Genomic DNA, 16733 nt, shown 5'->3' on the forward strand with positions numbered 1-16733 from the left:
CACCAACCTATGAGAGGACACAGTATGAAGTCGCTTGTCTATTCCGCAGCTGCAGCAGCCTTGCTGATCGGCAGCAGTGCGCAGGCCGCCGATATCACCATCGGCGTGCCGAGCTGGCCGTCGGCAAAGGCCGGCGCCGCAGTCCTGAAGAACCTCGCGGAGCGGGAGTTCGGCGCCAATGTCACGCTGACGCCCGGCACGAACCCCGTCATCTTCGCGGCCATGGCGTCCGGCAAGGGCGATATGGATGTGCATCCGGAGGTCTGGCTGCCGAACATTCAGGGCATCGTCGACGAGTACAAGGATAACGTCGTCCTGGGCGATACCATGTTCGAGGGTGAGCAGGGCGACTGCGTGACGAAGGCGACGGCCGAAAAACTCGGCCTTTCGTCCATCACCGATCTTGCTGATCCAGAGATTGCAAAGCAGTTCGATTCAAACGGGGACGGCAAGGGCGAGTTCTGGGTGGGCGCGACCGGCTGGGCCTCCGCGAACACAGAGAAGGTCAAGATGCGGGGCTATGGGCTCGCCGATCTCTATGAGCCTGAGACGATCGATGAAGCTCTCGCCTATGCGCGTATCGGGGAGAAGGACAAGAAGGGCGAGCCTTACGTCTTCTACTGCTACACGCCACACCACATTTTCGCGCAGTACGACCTCGTGATGCTCGACGAGCCGGCGCATGACGATGCGAAATGGAACATGATCCAGCCGGACGAAGATCCGCAATGGTACGAGAAATCGAGCGTCTCGACGGCCTGGAAGCCGGCCGAGATCCATCTCGCCTATTCGAAATCGCTCGAAGAGCGCGCTCCCGAGCTGATCACGCTGTTTGAGAACTACAAACCCACCAGCGACATGGTCGCCGACTGGACGTACCAGATCGCGGTGAAGGGGCGGGACGAGGACGAACTCGCTCAGGAGTGGATCGCCGACCATCCCGACGTCGTGGACAAATGGCTGGGCCTCTAAGGCGCGGCGGTAGATGAATGATGGGCCGCCGCGCTTTCGGGTGCGGCAGCCCTTTCTGCAGGCTCGCCTTACATGGTGGCGACGTATCGCTGCCTGACAGCATCTCGAACGCGCTGGCGGCTCTCCTGAGGAGAAAGCGCGCGATCGAACGCAATGGCCTCGCATTCTCGCGCCAAGGCCTCGTCCTTGATGACGTCTCGGAACCACGCCGAATAATCGCCCGCCCGCAAATGGTGTTCCCAGGTTTCGTCGTCGACCTGATAAGCGAGCTCCAGGAAGTTCGACAGATTGCGGGCGGACAGGAAGACGCTGCCCGTCGGTCCACGAAAATAGAAACTGTGTTCCGGACCGACATCGCCGACCGCGTATTTTCCGGAATGGCGGTGATGGAGTTGCTGCGGTAGATCGGTTTTTATCCGCCATGGTGTGGGCTCTCCGACGAACCAACCGAGCGCTTCGTTTTCGGCGCAGGCCCCGGGAGGGGAGACGTCGTGGCCTTGGATCGAGGCCGTGATCTCGATCACTTCGGGAGCGGACTTGCCGAAGGCGAGGATCGTTTCCGCCGTCGCCACCGCCTGGCGCGCGAGCGAACGCGGGCTGACCGTGATCATGACAATCGCGGGAATACTCTCCGGTAGCTTGTGCACATTCTCATGTCCCGCCGGCAGGATGTGATGGGCCTCGTCGATGATCACCCAATGCGGACGTCCCGTCCGATTGCGCAGCTGCGTGATCGACGGCAGCAAATCCGCAAAAAGCTGCCTGCGTTCGGCCAACGACAGAGCGACTGCGTTCACGACGACGTTGAGGTCGGCCGCATGCAAGAGGCGCAGCGCCTCTCCAGGCGAAGGCGGTTCTGCGCGACTGCCGATTTGGACGGCGTGGGCCAGGTCCTCGTAATCACCCTCAGGATCGATGACACAGAACTCCAGGCCTCTGTCCACCATCCGTTCGGTCAAGAGCTTCGCGAAGCGTGACTTGCCGATGCCTGAATCTCCGCCGATCAGGACCCGCGTGTCGGGCTCGAGGTATATGTCATTGCCATCCTCGTCGCTCCCAATTCTCAGGCCACGGCGGGCGAGCGGCAGGATATGTGCATCTTCGCGAAGGAGTGCGTCGATGAGCTCAACCACCCCTGCGCCGTGGTCGCGCATCAGGCGAATATCTGCCGCGTTCCGAAGGGCTGGCAAGGCATTTGCCACCGCGGCCGAACAGCCGCAGGCGCCAAGAAAGGCGTGATCGTTTTCCGCATCGCCCACCGCGACCACATTCGGCGCTGAGATATCGAGATGTCGGAGGGCGGCTTTGAGCCCCGAAGCTTTGTTCACGCCGGGCGGCAACACCATCACCGCACCTTTGTTGAAGGTGATTTGGAGTTCCAGGCCCAGCTCGTGGATGGCCGCAAGAACCTCTCGTTCGTGGGGCTCCCAGGTGGCGAGGACCGCGCGGCCGATCGAAAGCGGCCCAACCTTCCGCTCGAGCAGCCTCTCGATGAGAGCGTGCGGGGGCGGCGCTGCGAGCGTTGTCTCCGTTCCTTCTCCGGGATCGTAGAGAACCGCGCCGTTTTCGGCGACGATCAGATCGAAGAGTGCGAATTCGGCAAACGCGGCTTTGAGCGGTTGGAGCTCGCGCCCGGTCACCAGGATGATGCGGCGCCCGCTCTCCTTGAGCCGCCGCAGCGCCTCGCACGTCTCGGGAGCGACGAAACCGTCATGGGCGAGCGTACCGTCATAATCGGTCGCAAGGGCGAGGAAGTGCATGCACGGTCTCCCTGCCTGTCGGCATCGCTTGTCTCAACGTACCAATGCCGATGCCGCATCATAAGCCCCGGACCGGATTTCACCAGACCGCGCGTTGTCTCGGAGAAGCCCGCCGCAGCCATTCTGGTCGGCACGGATTTGATCCACGATGGCCTTTCGTCCGCCTGTCGACTTCGTGCTATGGCCGTTTCGGTCGGGCCCTTCGTCCGTTGGCTCGACCGGGATCTCATGAGATGGGTGTTGAGGAGGACGGAGATGCAAGCTCCGCTCATAGCTTTGACCGGTGCCTCCGGCTTTATCGGCCGTCACCTTCTTGCGGATCTTCGTGCGCATGGGTTTCGTGTGCGCGTGCTCTTGCGTCGTCCCATCGATCAGGTGCTGACGGCCGATTCCGCCTTGATCGGTGATCTTGCGCAGCCCGCGAATCTGTCACGCGCACTCGAAGGCGTCGATGCGATCGTTCACTCCGCGGGTCTCGCGCATGCGGCGTCCGGATTGCCGGAGGTCGATTATCGCACCATCAACACGGACGCGACCTTGAGACTGGCGGAAGCCGGGGCGCGGGCAGGGGCGAAACGCTTCGTGTTTCTGTCATCGGTGCGGGCTCAGAGCGGCCCATCAACCAAAGGCGTTCTCGACGAAAGCCGACTGCCCGAACCGACGGATGCTTACGGGCGCTCCAAACGTGCGGCCGAAGAGGGACTTGCCGGGCTCGGTATCGATTTCGTCAGCCTCCGTCCCGTTTTGGTCTATGGCCCCGGGGTGAAGGGAAATATGGCAACGCTGCTGCGTCTCGCGAAGAGCCCTTATCCCCTGCCGTTTGCGGGCCTCAAAGCGCGACGCTCGTTGCTTGCCGTAGAGAATTTGGCGGAAGCCGTGCGATGCAGTCTCTCCTATCCTGAGCCTTTGTCGGGGGCCTATCTCGTTGCCGACGACACGCCGTTGACGCTTCCCGAAATGCTCCGGGCGATGCGCTCAGGCCTCGGGCGGCCGCCGCGGCTTTGGCCGTTTCCTGAATTCCTTTTCGCGGCCGGGGCGCGGCTCGCCGGACGGGCAGAGATCCTAGAGCGGCTTTCCGGCGACCTCGTGGTCGATTGCCGTCGGCTGAAGCGACTCGGCTGGCGTCCCCGTATTGCAAGCGTTGAGGGGCTCGCAGGCCTTGCGCGTGCAAGCGGTGAAACCGATCGCACCGATAACAACGCTATTGCGCCGGAAACGTTAGCGTAAAGCGCTTCGGCTCCTCGTCGACGCTCATGCTTCCTCCGATCTGATTGGCAAGCTGAACCAGTAAGTTCAGACCGGCGCCGCCTTCCTTCTGGTCGGGGTCTCGGTTGAGCGGCGCGCCATCGTCGGAAACGGAAAGCTGCAGACAGTTGTCGCCCGCCTCCTTCAGTCGAACCGCAATCGTGCCTGTCTTACGCCGGGCGAGGCCGTGCTTCAGTGCATTGATCACCAGCTCGCTGACGACGAGGGCAGCGGTGGCGGCCCTCTGCGGCTTTATGACGGTGGGATCGAGATCGAGATCCAGCTGAAACCGCGGGTCCGGATCGACGAGAGTGCGGCAGACAGAGGCAATGACGGTATCGAGCCTGTCAGAAGCGCCGTCCTTCTCCAGCCCGTGCAGATTGCCCAGGGCGGCCACGCGTGCGCTCGCCGTCTCGATGGCTTCTTGCGCTGCCGGTTCGGTCATTTCCCTCATCTGATGGCGCAGGAGACCAACCGTGATCGCGAGGATGTTCTTGGTGCGATGCTCGAGCTCACGGTAGTTCAGTTCGAGTTCCTGACGCTGAGCGTCCGCCTGCCGCGTGCCCTTGTGAAGATGCAGCGTTGTGGCGGTAAAGATCGCGACGCGCTCAAGGATTTTGGCATGTTCTGCGGTAAAGCGCGTTTCCCCGTCATGAGCGATCGCCCAGATTGCGCCCTCCAGCGCCTTTCGGTCATATCCGAAGGGTACGATCAGCGTTTCCCAGAAAGGCACTTTGGTTGCGAGGTCCGGAAAGACCCGGTGAGGCTGGCGCAGCAGAAGAGGGTGGCGATTTTCCACGCAGCTCTTGCACGGGGAGACTGCAAGCGGCAGGTCGGGGGGAGGGGCTTCGGTGAGTTTTCCAGCAAGCCCAACCCAGGAGCATGTCGGTGCTTCGTCGTCGGCTTTGCAGAGAGTGATGCCGCTGCTGCCAGCGTCGCAGAGATCTCGCACCACCTCAGCACAAACTCGAAACACTTCTTCGGGAGCCGCGCCCACGATATCGGCAATCCGGCGCATCGCTGTGGTCTCATCGAGGTTGCTCGCCCCGGGCTCGCTGCGCCGCCATAGTTCAGATGTGATCGTGATATCCGAAAGCGTCGGCTGCTGCGCCGATGGGCCGCCGTCTGCCCGCATCTTCTGCGCCTCCCACAGGACGAAATACCTAAAGGTCACCATAAGCGGCGTTCATTCTCTGAGGTCAAGCCGCGGGCACGCACCGCGTTCGACAATTTGATAAGGGAGCAAATGATGTGACGAGGGCTCATCCAAGCCGTTTCTTCCATGGGTGGAGCCCTCCATGACTGGACGGCGACAGAAAGAGGATGTTCTCGTCTGCCGTAATCTTGCCTGCGACAATTTCGCCGGAAGGCTTGCCCCCACCATGTCGCCCTGACCTATACCGCTCCTGGGAGATCATCCTTTGCGAGCTCAATAGAACAACAGTCCGAGAGAAGCTGTCTGACGATTGGGGCCGCTTGGGGTGGTTGAGGAGACATCTGCAAGTCAGCGGGATAAACATACACGATGGAAGATTTGTCGTCTTTTTTGGCGAGTGTGAGCTCTTTTGTCTGGGGCCCAGTCATGCTCGTCCTGCTTTTGGGAACGGGCCTCTACCTCACGCTTGGCCTCGGCTTTCTGCCGCAAAGAAAGCTCGGTTACGGCTTCCGGCTCGCGCTTGGCGGGCGCAAGGCTCAACATGGTGACGAAGGCGAGATCACGCCGTTTCAGGCGCTGACCACGGCACTTTCCGCAACGATCGGTACAGGGAATATCGCAGGTGTTGCGACCGCCATCTTCCTCGGCGGCCCGGGTGCTGTCTTCTGGATGTGGCTGACGGCCCTCGTCGGCATGGCGACCAAATATGCCGAGGCGGTGCTGGCCGTCCGCTATCGCGAGAGCGACGAGAACGGCCGCTATGTCGGCGGACCGATGTACTACATCCGCAACGGGCTTGGTCCGCGCTTCGCCTGGCTTGGCTGGCTCTTCGCGCTTTTTGCGACCATTGCCGCCTTCGGTATCGGCAATACGGTGCAGTCGAATTCCGTGGCGCGTGCGCTTGAGAGCACGATCGGCGTTCCCTACGTGGCGACGGGCGTCGTCCTTGCCGTTCTGACGTTCCTCGTCATCATTGGCGGCGTGAAGCGCATCGGCAGTGTGGCCGAGCATCTCGTGCCGCTGATGGCGGTCCTCTATGTCGGTGGTGCACTCGTCATTCTGGCACTCAACATCGCCGACGTGCCGGCAGCGCTTGGTACGATCTTCTCCGATGCGTTCAGCGGGACGGCCGCTGCCGGGGGCTTTGCCGGGGCAGGTGTGCTGGCCGCGATCCGCTTCGGCGTTGCGCGTGGCGTCTTCTCCAACGAGGCGGGTCTTGGTAGTGCGCCGATCGCGCACGCCGCGGCGAAGACGAGCGATCCCGTGCGTCAGGGCAGCATCGCGATGCTCGGCACATTCATCGACACGATCGTGGTTTGCACGATGACGGCCCTCGTCATCATCACCACCGGCGCTTGGACGAGCGGAGAGACGGGCGCTGAACTTTCTGCGCTTGCGTTCGACACGGGAATGCCCGGCGGCAGCTGGATCGTCACCTTTGGGCTCGTGGTCTTCGCTTTCACGACCATTCTCGGCTGGAGCTATTATGGCGAAAGGGCCGCAGAGTTCATCTTCGGTTCGAAGATCATCCTGCCGTTCCGCCTTCTCTGGGTGGCCGCGCTCATCGTCGGGGCTGTCGCCGACCTCGGTCTCATCTGGACCGTGGCCGATATCATGAATGCGTTGATGGCAATCCCGAACCTCATCGCGCTGATTGCGCTCAGTGGCACGGTCTTCGCCATCAGCCGGGCCTACTTCAAGAACGGGCAAAGCTGAGCGTCAGCGACGCTCCGATACTTTCCAAGCGGAAGGCCGGCTGCAGGTTCTGCAGCCGGCCTTTTTCGTTGGATGGTATTCGTGTCACTGCCTGTCCCTTAATGCCCCTGGCCCCCGGGCGATGACCTGTGGTTGCCATTGCCGGCGCGAGCCATATAGAATTCGCGCATGCGCAAATTCCTCAAAGTCCTGCACACATTGGCCTCTTGCGGCCTGATCGGCGGGATCGCCTGTTACATGATCCTGCTCATCTTCGCGCCCCAGGAAACGCCGGCCAATTACGCCGACATGCGTCAGGCGATTGCAGCCATCGCCGATTACGTCCTCATCCCCTCGATGGGCGTTGCCATCGTTTCCGGCCTCCTCTCAATGGCGGTCCATCGGCCTTACCAGGATAAAGGCTGGGCCTTGCTCAAGCTCGCCATGGGCATCCTCATGTTCAAAGGCGTGCTGACCGTCGTGGGGGGCAAGGCGGATTATGTGGCTGCGGTCTCGCGCCGGGTCGCAAATGGCGAACCCGCGGCCGATGTGCTGCAACAGGCGATCGGGCATGAATGGGGCGCCCTCATCGTGGTCATGGCGCTGTCGGTCGCGAACGTCATTCTCGGTATCTGGCGCCCCAAGCATCTGCGCCCGAAATGGGCCCGGCCGGGAGAGAAGCCGCAGGTGACCAGACCTGTTGGCAAGGATCCTGTCGCGGAGAGCGAGCACAGCCTGCCGGCGGCATAGATCTGCTGAGGACAGCCTGCGGTCGGGGCGAAGCCCGGTGCGAAACGAACGCCAGCCGCGAAGGGAGCGGCCGCACGGCTTGTTGCCAGATATTCTTGAGTTGATGGCGGATGGGGTGGGAGGATCTGGTCGACCTCATACTTCATTGCCAATAAACAATAAATCATCCTGCTACAATGATTGTAAGCCTCAACTTTGTAGCAACATCGTGAAGCTCTTCAGGTCGCGCGCAATCACCCTCGGAATACCTGTGGGAGCGGAGCCGACGCTGTCGTCCTGGTCATGCAGAGGCGGAGAATGGGTCGCGCTGGACAAGTCTTCGTCGGGATTGCACCTTCCGCTCGTTAAGGGGGACGAGATGAAGCGGATGTGGATGGTGCGGGCCGAGACGGGCCGCCGGCTCTATGACGACTTCAAGGAAAAATCGGCGGTGGCGGTCGGCTGGGGCGAGATCGGCCCGCTCGACGAGCTGACCTCGCGCGAGGCAATCATAGAGCTCGTTGCGCAGGAATGGCCGGACCAGCCGCTTCAGGCGCACCGCATGGCAGCGAGCCAGCTGCACCGTTTCCGCAGCGAGATCGCTGACGGCGACCGCATCGTCACCTACAATCCGAGCCGGCGTGTCTATCTGGTCGGGACGGCGAGTGGGCCTTATCGCTTTGATCCGCTCATCGACAAAGAGGATCCCAATCTCAGACCTGTGACCTGGGACGGCGAGGTGAGCCGCGATCTCCTGACCATCGCGAGCAAGAACAGCCTCGGTGCGATCTCGACGCTTTTTCTCATTCCCGACCACGCTGCCAAGGACCTGGAACGGGCGCTCGCGACACAGAGGCCCGCTGTCGAGGAGGCATCCGCCTCCGGTGCGGTTTCAACCGCCTCGGACGAAAGCGAAGTCGAAGTGTCCGCTCTCATCGAAGATGTGCAGGCCCGAGCGACGGAGTTCATCAAGGACAAGATCAGTGCGCTCGATTGGCGCGGCATGCAGCAGCTCGCTGCCGGCCTGCTGCGCGCGATGGGATACAAGACGCGCATCTCCCCAGATGGTCCGGACCGCGGCAAGGACATCGTCGCCTCGCCCGACGGCTTCGGCTTCGAGGCGCCGCGCATCGTTGTGGAGGTGAAGCACCGCACCGCGGCCATGGGCTCGCAGGAAATCCGCTCCTTCCTCGGAGGTCGGCATCCCGGCGACAAGGGGCTCTATGTCAGCACCGGCGGCTTTACCAAGGACGCCCGCTATGAGGCCGACCGTGCCAATATCCCGATCCATCTGATGGGCATCGACGACCTCGTGGAGGCGGTGATCGAGAATTACGACGCGCTCGACAGCGAGACGCGCCAGCTCCTGCCGTTGAAGCGGATCTACTGGCCGATGTGAACCGCGATGAAGTTTCGAAGGCCGCTGACCATTACCAGCCGCACCTCCACGGTCACAAACAGCTTCGTCCAGGCGGTGATTCCAAGCGTCGTGCCGACGCCGGAGGAGATGGACGAAGCACTCGCCGTTCTCGGGATCAATGGCGACGATATCCGCTGCGCGTATTGCGGAGACCCGGCTACCGACTGGGATCATCTGAGGCCGCTCGTATGCGGCAAGAAGCCCTCCGGCTACATCACGGAGATCCGAAATCTCGTTCCCGCCTGCGGTCCCTGCAACCAGTCGAAAAGCGGCCAGGAATGGCGCGCCTGGATCGAAAGCGGAGCGAAGAATTCGCCGAAGACCAGAGGGGTGCCGGGCCTTGAAGAGCGCATCCGCCGTCTCGCCCGGTTCGAAGAATGGGGCGATGTCCGCCCTCTCGATTTGCGGGCGCTCGCCGGCGAAGACGAGTGGGATGCCTATTGGGGCAATCGCGAAGTGATCGTCGCGAGCATGCAGGAGGCGCAGCGTCATGCCGAGCGGATCAAAGCCGGCATTCGTGCTTCGTTCGATCCGTCGGTCGCTGAACGTATGCGCTTTGCCGTCCCGGAGCCGGGAGCGGATGATGCCGGCTGACGCACTTTCGATTGCCGCTTGCGGCGCCTCCCGTCCGAGTGCCACTCCATCCCAAAGATGATTCAAAACGCCAAGGACGAGCCGTGGTTACCGGTGAACTGAAGAACAAGATCGATCGCATCTGGGACAGCTTCTGGTCGGGCGGCATCTCCAACCCGCTCGAGGTGATCGAGCAGATCACCTATCTCCTCTTCATGCGCGGTCTCGACGAGGCGCAGCTGCTTTCGGAGCGCCGCGCCTTGCGGACCGGAAAGCCGCCGGAGCGCGTCATCTTCCCGGAGGGCGGGGACGAGCGCGGGCTCGCCTATGAGGAGATGCGCTGGTCGCGCCTCAAGAACCGGGATCCGGCGACGATGTTCAAGATCGTCTCCGAGCACGTCTTCCCCTTCATCCGCGAGATGGGCAACGGGGAGGGCGCCCACGCCGAACACATGAAGGGCGCGCGCTTCACCATCCCGACGCCGGCGCTCCTGCACCGCGTCGTCGATATGGTCGACACATTGCCTCTGGAGGATCGCGACACCAAGGGCGACCTCTACGAATACATGCTGTCGAAGATCGCGACGGCCGGCCAGAACGGCCAGTTCCGCACGCCGCGCCACATCATCGCGCTGATGGTGGAGATGGTGGCGCCGACGCCGAAGGACATCATCTGCGATCCGGCGGCCGGCACCTGCGGCTATCTCGTCGCGGCCGGCGAATATCTGCGCGACAACCACGGCGAGCTCTTTCACGACGACAAGCTTCGCCGGCATTTCCACGAGACGATGTTCCACGGCTTCGATTTCGACGGCACGATGCTCCGGATCGGCTCCATGAACATGATCCTGCACGGCGTCGAGGATCCCGACATCCGCTACCGGGACTCGCTCGCCGAGGAGCATGGCAGCGACGCGGAAGGCTATACGCTGGTTCTCGCCAATCCGCCCTTCGCCGGTTCGCTCGACTATGAATCGACCGCCAAGGACCTGCAGCGCATCGTCAAGACGAAGAAGACGGAGCTTCTGTTCCTGGCGCTCTTCCTGCGCCTCCTGAAGCCCGGCGGGCGCGCCGCCGTCATCGTGCCGGACGGCGTCCTCTTCGGCTCCTCCAAGGCGCACAAGGCGATCCGAAAGATGCTGGTGGAGGATCACCGGCTCGACGGCATCGTCAAGCTGCCCTCGGGCGTCTTCCGCCCCTATGCCGGCGTTTCGACCGCGGTTCTCTTCTTCACCAAGACGAATTCCGGCGACACCGAAGACGTCTGGTTCTACGATTGCCGTCAGGACGGGCTGTCGCTCGACGACAAGCGCAACCCGCTTCTGCCGGAAGACCAGCTCGGCCACGACGCGCATCTGAGCGAAGACGAGCACGAGAAGAACAACCTGCCGGATATCGCCGCACGCTGGTGTGAGCGCGCCGGAGCAGAGCGCGAACGCGCGCGCACCGAGCAGAGTTTTTGCGTGCCCAAGGACGAGATTGCGGCGGCCGATTACGACCTTTCCATCAACCGCTACAAGGAGGTTGTGCACGAGGAGGCAGAACACCGGCCGCCGAAGGAGATCATCGCGGAGTTGAAGGCGCTGGAGAAGGAGATTGCTGAGGGGCTCGATGAGCTGGAGGCGATGCTTTGAATGCGCGATTCGTCGACGAGGTGCCTATCGGTGAAGTTGTTGAGCTAGTTCGAAAGTGGAACCCCTCGCGCGTTCCGGACGACAGATTTGCCTACATCGATCTGTCGTCGGTGGACCAGGAAGCGAAGGAGATCACTGGAGCGGTCAATCACCTTGGAGCGTCTGCCCCGAGCCGAGCTCGTCAGTTGATCGCGGCCGGTGACATCTTGGTTTCGACCGTTCGGCCCAACCTCAACGCAGTCGCTTTGGTTCCGGACAAGCATGATGGATCGACGGCATCCACGGGTTTCTGCGTCTTGCGGCCCGCGCGGACGAAGATTGACGCGAACTATCTATTTCATTGGGTTCGCTCACCCCGTTTCGTCGACTGTATGGTGCGACAGGCGACTGGCGCGAGCTATCCCGCGGTCACCGATCGCATAGTCAAGGCTTCGGAAATCCCCCTCCCGCCGCTCGATGAGCAGCGGCGGATCGCGGCGATCCTGGACAAGGCGGACGCGCTGCGCCGCAAGCGCCGCCAAGCGCTCGAACTGCTCGACGGGCTGACGCAGTCGATTTTTCTGGAGATGTTCGGAGAACGGTTGGCAGGCAGCCAGGTGGCGCTTGGCGAAGTAATCGAAAGGATTGACAGTGGTTGGAGCCCGAAATGCTTGGGTCGGCCAGCGCGGGCTCCCGAAGCCGGCATTCTAAAGTTGAGCTCAGTGACATCCGGGAGTTTCCGCCCAGAGGAAAACAAGGCGCTTCCCGGTGATCTATCTGCAAGGCCGCAGGATCAAGTTGGCCGCGAGGAGGTGCTGCTCTGCCGGAAGAATACGAAGGAGCTCGTCGGGGCAAGTGCCTTTGTGTGGGAGAAACCTCAGGGTCTCTATATTTCTGATCTGATTTTTCGACTCGTCCCAAAGGAAGATGTTGTGAATGCCGTCTACCTTCAGTCTGCTTTGAGCATTCCTTCCGTGCGGGCTGAAATGTCCGCCTTGGCAGGCGGTGCGGCTGGCTCAATGCCCAACATCTCAAAAAGAAAACTACGCGAAATTTCAGTGCCCTTGCCTCCAGTTGACTTGCAGAAGCAGTTTGCCGCCCTTGCTGCAAAGGTTCACGCGCATCGATCCTCCGCGGCGTCGTCGGAGCGATCTCTCGCTGCTTTGTTCCGCTCTCTTCAAGCGCGCGCGTTCTCTGGAGCCCTCTGATGGCCGGAAACCTCATAGCTGTTTGGAGCCGAGTCTGGGGGGAAGTGTGGGCGCCGCTCAAGAAATCAGAGGCTGCCCCAGAAGATCTTTTTGTGGAGCTGGTGCGGGCCTTAGTTCCAGAGCCCAAGAGGCCCGAACCGTTGCCGCCTCCACCCGCGGAAGCGTTTAACGCGTCCGGCGAGCTGGTTGATGAGGCGGTAGCAATCGCAATTGCGTCTCACGAGAAGCTTGTTCAGGAATACCAAAAGGCCCGAGATCGCTACGAAACGGCTTTGTCTGGAGAAACGTCGCGAAGCTATTTTAGAGGTTTTCTTTTATCGGCCGGCAAGGAAGGAATGGCTGTAAAAATTCTCGAAGACTCGTGGCTGGCTTTGGAGATATTTGAAGATGAACGATTAAAACAAAGATATCGTGCCCTGGTTAGCTCATTCCTGTCAAAATACAATATTCGGTATGAGCTTCGAGATCCATTTATGTTGAGCGTGAATCTGAGTGGTGTTTTCTCGCAGCTAATGTCCGAAACAAGAGTTATTGTTGGGCAGGATCCGCATTTGTGTGAGCTGTTTGACGAGTTTGAGGAGGCGTTGGCTGATTTACGACAAAGTCGCACGCCGGCGCGTATGAAAAATTGTTTGCTTAGGCAGTTCAATCTCCTTGAGGCGCTTGCAGCGAGATGCCCTGGTGTGACCGCTAATACACTTGGGACAATGTGCAATCAGCTTGATTTGCCCCACGAAACGATACGGGAAGTTGGGAAAAAGCTCTATGGTTTCCGTTGCGGGTATCCTGGATTAGCGCACCCAGGAACTCCCCATAGTGCCCTCCGACCGATTTCGATCAAAGATTTTGTAAGTCTGTCTCTAATGTTGGCGGCCTTCACTCCGTATGTTGCCAACGGCCTAGATGCTGAACGATGCTACGCAGGAAACTAGGCGAACCAGCGGAAGCCATGTCCAACTTCGCCTTCCTCGCTGCCGAATTCCCCACCGTCCACGAGCCGGCAGCGGAGGCCGAGCGGCAGGCGAAATCCTCGCCCACCGCGGCCGCCTTCTTCGCCGGCAAGGCGGTCGAGGTCGCGGTCAAATGGGCGTTCCTGAACGATCCGGGGTTGAGGCTCCCCTATCAGGACAACATCGCCGCGCTGCTCCATGAGCCGAGCTTCAAGCGGCTCGCGGGCGAGGCCGTCTTCGCCAAGGCGCGCTACATCAACCGGCTGCGCAACCGCGCCGTCCATGAGGAAAAGCCGATCTCCGAGGCCGAGGCCTTCGGGGCGGTCCAGGAGCTCTTCCACGTCGCCTTCTGGTTCGCCCGCACCTATGCTCGCGGTGCCCGTCCGCCGGACGGTCTCGCCTTCGATCCCACGCTTCTCACCCGCCGCGAGGCGGCGATGGCCAAGGCGTTTGCGCATATCAAGGCGCAGCAGGAGGCGCTCGAGGCGAAGGACGGGGAGCTCGCCGCGCTCTTCAAGGACAAGGAGAACCTCGACGAAGAGCTGAAACGGGTCCGCGCGGAAGTCGCCGCCACACGCGACGCCAACGAGAAAGTGGCGGACGGCCACGATTACGGCGAGGCGGAAACGCGCGACCGCTTCATCGATCTCCTTCTGAAGGAAGCGGGCTGGGGGCTCGACAAGCCTGAGGACATTGAGTTCGAAGTCACGGGCATGCCGAACGAGAAGGGCCTCGGCTATGTCGATTACGTGCTGTGGGGCGGCGACGGCCGGCCGCTCGGCCTGGTGGAGGCGAAGCGCACGAGGCACAGTCCGGAAAAGGGGCGCCAGCAGGCGAAGCTCTATGCCGATTGCCTGGAAAAGCGCTTCGGGCAGCGGCCCGTCATCTTCCTCTCCAACGGCTACGAGCACTGGATCTGGGACGATACGCGCTATCCGCCGCGCGAGATCGGCGGCTTCTACAAAAAGGGCGAGCTTGAGCTTCTGATCCAGCGGCGCACCAGCCGCAAGACGCTCTCGGGCGAGCGCATCGACCGGAAAATCGTGGAGCGGCCCTATCAGCAGCGCGCGATCCGGGCGATCACGAAGAACTTCGAGGAGGCGAACGAGCGCAAGGCGCTCCTCGTCATGGCGACGGGCGCCGGCAAGACGCGCACGGTGATCGCGCTCGTCGATCTGATGATGCGCGCCGGCTGGGTGAAGCGCGTTCTCTTCCTTGCCGACCGGGTGAGCCTGGTGCGGCAGGCGACGAACGCCTTCAAGAAGCATCTGCCGGATTCAGCCCCCGTCAATCTCGTCACCGAGAGGACGGCGGAGGGGCGCGTCTTCCTCTCCACCTATCCGACGATGATGAACCTCATCGACGGCAAGGCGGAGGGCACGCGCGCCTTCGGGCCCGGGCATTTCGACCTCGTCGTCATCGACGAGGCGCACCGCTCCGTCTATCAGCGCTACCGTGCGATCTTCGACTATTTCGACAGTTTTCTGGTCGGCCTCACGGCGACGCCGAAGGACGAGATCGACCGCAACACCTATTCGCTCTTCGACCTGGAAGACGGCGTGCCGACCGACGCCTATTCGCTCGACGAGGCGGTGGCGGACGGGCATCTCGTGCCGCCGCAGGCCGTCTCCGTGCCGCTGAAGATCATCCGCTCGGGCCTTCGCTACGACGAGCTTTCGGATGAGGAGAAGGACCAGTGGGACATGCTGGAATGGGGTGAGGAGGAGGTCCCCGACAGCGTGGAGGCGGCGGAAATCAACAAAAGGCTCTTCAACGAGGATACGGTCGACCGGGTGATCGCCCATTTCATGGAGAAGGGCGTCAAGGTGGTGGGTGGCGACCGGCTCGGCAAGACGATCATCTTCGCCAAGAACCAGGACCATGCTGAGTTCATCGAGAAACGCTTCAACATCGCCTATCCGGAGCTCGCCGGGCATTTCGCGCGCGTCATCACCTACAAGGTCGATTATGCGCAGAGCCTGATCGACGCCTTCTCCATCAACGAGAATGAGCCGCATATCGCCATTTCCGTCGACATGCTCGACACCGGCATCGACGTGCCGGAGGTGGTCAACCTCGTCTTCTTCAAGCTGGTGCGCTCGAAGACGAAATTCTGGCAGATGATGGGGCGGGGGACGCGGCTCTGCCCCGACCTCTTCGGGCCGGGCGAGGACAAGGAGTTTTTCCGGGTCTTCGATTATTGCGGCAACCTGGAATTCTTTGGCGCCAATCCGGAGATCACCGAGCCGAGCCTCGGCAAGTCGCTGTCGGAGCGGCTGTTTGCGGCGCGGCTCGATCTCGTGCGGGGGCTCGATGAAAAGCTGCCGGCGGACGGCATGGGCGAGGGCGAGCAGGCGCCCTTCGAAGGGCCCGCCGATGCGCCGCCGAGCGAAGCGGAGATCCGCGCCGATGCGCTCGGCCATCTGCAGGAAACGGTGGCGGGGATGAACCTCGACAGCTTCACCGTGCGGCAGAAGCGGCGGCTCGTGGAGAAATATCAGAAGAAGGAAGCCTGGCTCGACCTCAACGAAGGTGCGCGAGCAGAACTCGTCGACGAGCTGGCGCCGCTGCCGTCTTCGAAGGACCATGGCACGGAGGGCGCGAAACGCTTCGACCTCCTCATGTTCCAGCTGGAGCTGGCGCTCCTCAAGGGCTCAAAGCGCTTCGACAAGCTGAAGAAGAAGCTTCTGGAAATTGCCTCGGCGCTGGAGGATCAGACGGCGATCCCCGGCATCGCCGCACAGGCGGAGCTGATCGAGTCTCTCCAGACCGATGCATGGTGGGAGGGGGTGAACGTTTCGCTCCTGGAATTCGTGCGTTTCAGGCTGCGCAACCTCGTGGAGCATATCGAGCGGCGCAAGAAGTCGGTCGTCTATTCCAACTTCGCCGACGAGATCGGGGCCGATGTCGAGATCGACCTGCCGCAGGTGGGCGAGGTCGATTTCGCGCGCTTCAAGCGGAAGGCGCGTGCCTTTCTGCAGGCACATGAGGACCATATCGCGCTCCACAAACTGCGCCACGGCAAACCGCTGACGGCGACCGACCTCGCCGAGCTGGAGGCGATGCTTGTCGACGCCGGGATCGGGGATGCGGGGGCGATCGCAAGGGCGAAGGAGACGAGCGAAGGGTTTGGTCTCTTCGTGCGCTCGCTTGTCGGGCTCGACCGTGAGGCGGTGAACGCCGCCTTCTCCGATTTCATCGCGGACGGCAGCGCGAGCGCGGAGCAGATCGAATTCATCGATATGGTGGTCGAGCACCTCACGCGACAGGGCGTGATGGCGCCGGAGCTTCTTTACGAGAGCCCTTTCACCGACGTCGCGCCGAGCGGGCCGGAGGCGGTCTTCGACATCAAACGCACCGACCGGCTGTTCGAGGTGATCAAGGACTTCAACGAAAGCGCCGTGGCATGAGC

General features: G+C 61.8%; 12 protein-coding genes. 10 read left to right on the plus strand and 2 right to left on the minus strand.

All coding sequences use genetic code 11. From position 1 onward, the window contains the following. Positions 1-24 precede the first annotated feature (24 nt). Entirely contained in the window at positions 25-972 is a 948-nt protein-coding gene (locus BLP76_RS10055; protein ID WP_170130543.1) for an ABC transporter substrate-binding protein, read from the plus strand. A 68-nt stretch (positions 973-1040) separates the two neighbouring features. On the opposite strand, the gene BLP76_RS10060 is transcribed toward BLP76_RS10055, so the two are convergent. Then, the gene (locus BLP76_RS10060; protein ID WP_092812232.1) at positions 1041-2732 is read right to left on the minus strand and encodes an HAD-IIB family hydrolase; all 1692 of its coding nucleotides are present in this window, start codon (positions 2730-2732) and stop codon (positions 1041-1043) included. A 255-nt stretch (positions 2733-2987) separates the two neighbouring features. On the opposite strand from BLP76_RS10060, the gene BLP76_RS10065 reads away from it, so the two are divergent. Then, the gene (locus BLP76_RS10065; RefSeq protein ID WP_092812234.1) at positions 2988-3959 is read left to right on the plus strand and encodes an NAD-dependent epimerase/dehydratase family protein; all 972 of its coding nucleotides are present in this window, start codon (positions 2988-2990) and stop codon (positions 3957-3959) included. Here the strand turns inward: BLP76_RS10065 and BLP76_RS10070 are convergent. Next, complete coding sequence (locus BLP76_RS10070; protein ID WP_170130542.1) at positions 3934-5112, minus strand: sensor histidine kinase; 1179 nt, start codon at positions 5110-5112, stop codon at positions 3934-3936. The genes BLP76_RS10065 and BLP76_RS10070 overlap by 26 nt on opposite strands. A gap of 447 nt (positions 5113-5559) precedes the next feature. Between BLP76_RS10070 and BLP76_RS10075 the strand changes: the two genes are divergently transcribed. From BLP76_RS10075 to BLP76_RS10105, 8 genes are all read left to right on the plus strand, one after another. Next, a complete protein-coding gene (locus BLP76_RS10075) occupies positions 5560-6849 on the plus strand; it encodes an alanine/glycine:cation symporter family protein (RefSeq protein ID WP_244514534.1) in 1290 nt (429 codons plus the stop codon). A 168-nt stretch (positions 6850-7017) separates the two neighbouring features. Beyond that, positions 7018-7578: a DUF2269 family protein gene (locus tag BLP76_RS10080; RefSeq protein ID WP_092812240.1), complete on the plus strand. Its 561-nt coding sequence runs from the start codon at positions 7018-7020 to the stop codon at positions 7576-7578. A gap of 358 nt (positions 7579-7936) precedes the next feature. After that, positions 7937-8956: a restriction endonuclease gene (locus BLP76_RS10085; RefSeq protein ID WP_244514535.1), complete on the plus strand. Its 1020-nt coding sequence runs from the start codon at positions 7937-7939 to the stop codon at positions 8954-8956. A 6-nt stretch (positions 8957-8962) separates the two neighbouring features. After that, complete coding sequence (locus BLP76_RS10090) at positions 8963-9571, plus strand: HNH endonuclease (protein ID WP_092812244.1); 609 nt, start codon at positions 8963-8965, stop codon at positions 9569-9571. 83 nt (positions 9572-9654) lie between these two features. Then, a complete protein-coding gene (locus BLP76_RS10095) occupies positions 9655-11184 on the plus strand; it encodes a type I restriction-modification system subunit M (RefSeq protein WP_092812246.1) in 1530 nt (509 codons plus the stop codon). Further along, the gene (locus BLP76_RS10100) at positions 11181-12371 is read left to right on the plus strand and encodes a restriction endonuclease subunit S (RefSeq protein ID WP_092812248.1); all 1191 of its coding nucleotides are present in this window, start codon (positions 11181-11183) and stop codon (positions 12369-12371) included. Before BLP76_RS10095 ends, BLP76_RS10100 begins: the two co-directional genes overlap by 4 nt. Then, positions 12371-13303 carry a hypothetical protein gene (locus BLP76_RS18585; protein WP_139163730.1) on the plus strand — a complete coding sequence of 311 codons (933 nt, stop codon included), beginning with the start codon at positions 12371-12373 and terminating at the stop codon, positions 13301-13303. Before BLP76_RS10100 ends, BLP76_RS18585 begins: the two co-directional genes overlap by 1 nt. A 17-nt stretch (positions 13304-13320) precedes the next feature. Beyond that, on the plus strand, positions 13321-16731 hold the full coding sequence (locus BLP76_RS10105) for a DEAD/DEAH box helicase family protein (protein WP_092812250.1): 3411 nt from the start codon (positions 13321-13323) through the stop codon (positions 16729-16731). Positions 16732-16733: the final 2 nt, after the last annotated feature.

Source organism: Afifella marina DSM 2698 (genome assembly GCF_900102695.1).
Taxonomy (GTDB): Bacteria; Pseudomonadota; Alphaproteobacteria; order Rhizobiales; family Afifellaceae; genus Afifella; species Afifella marina.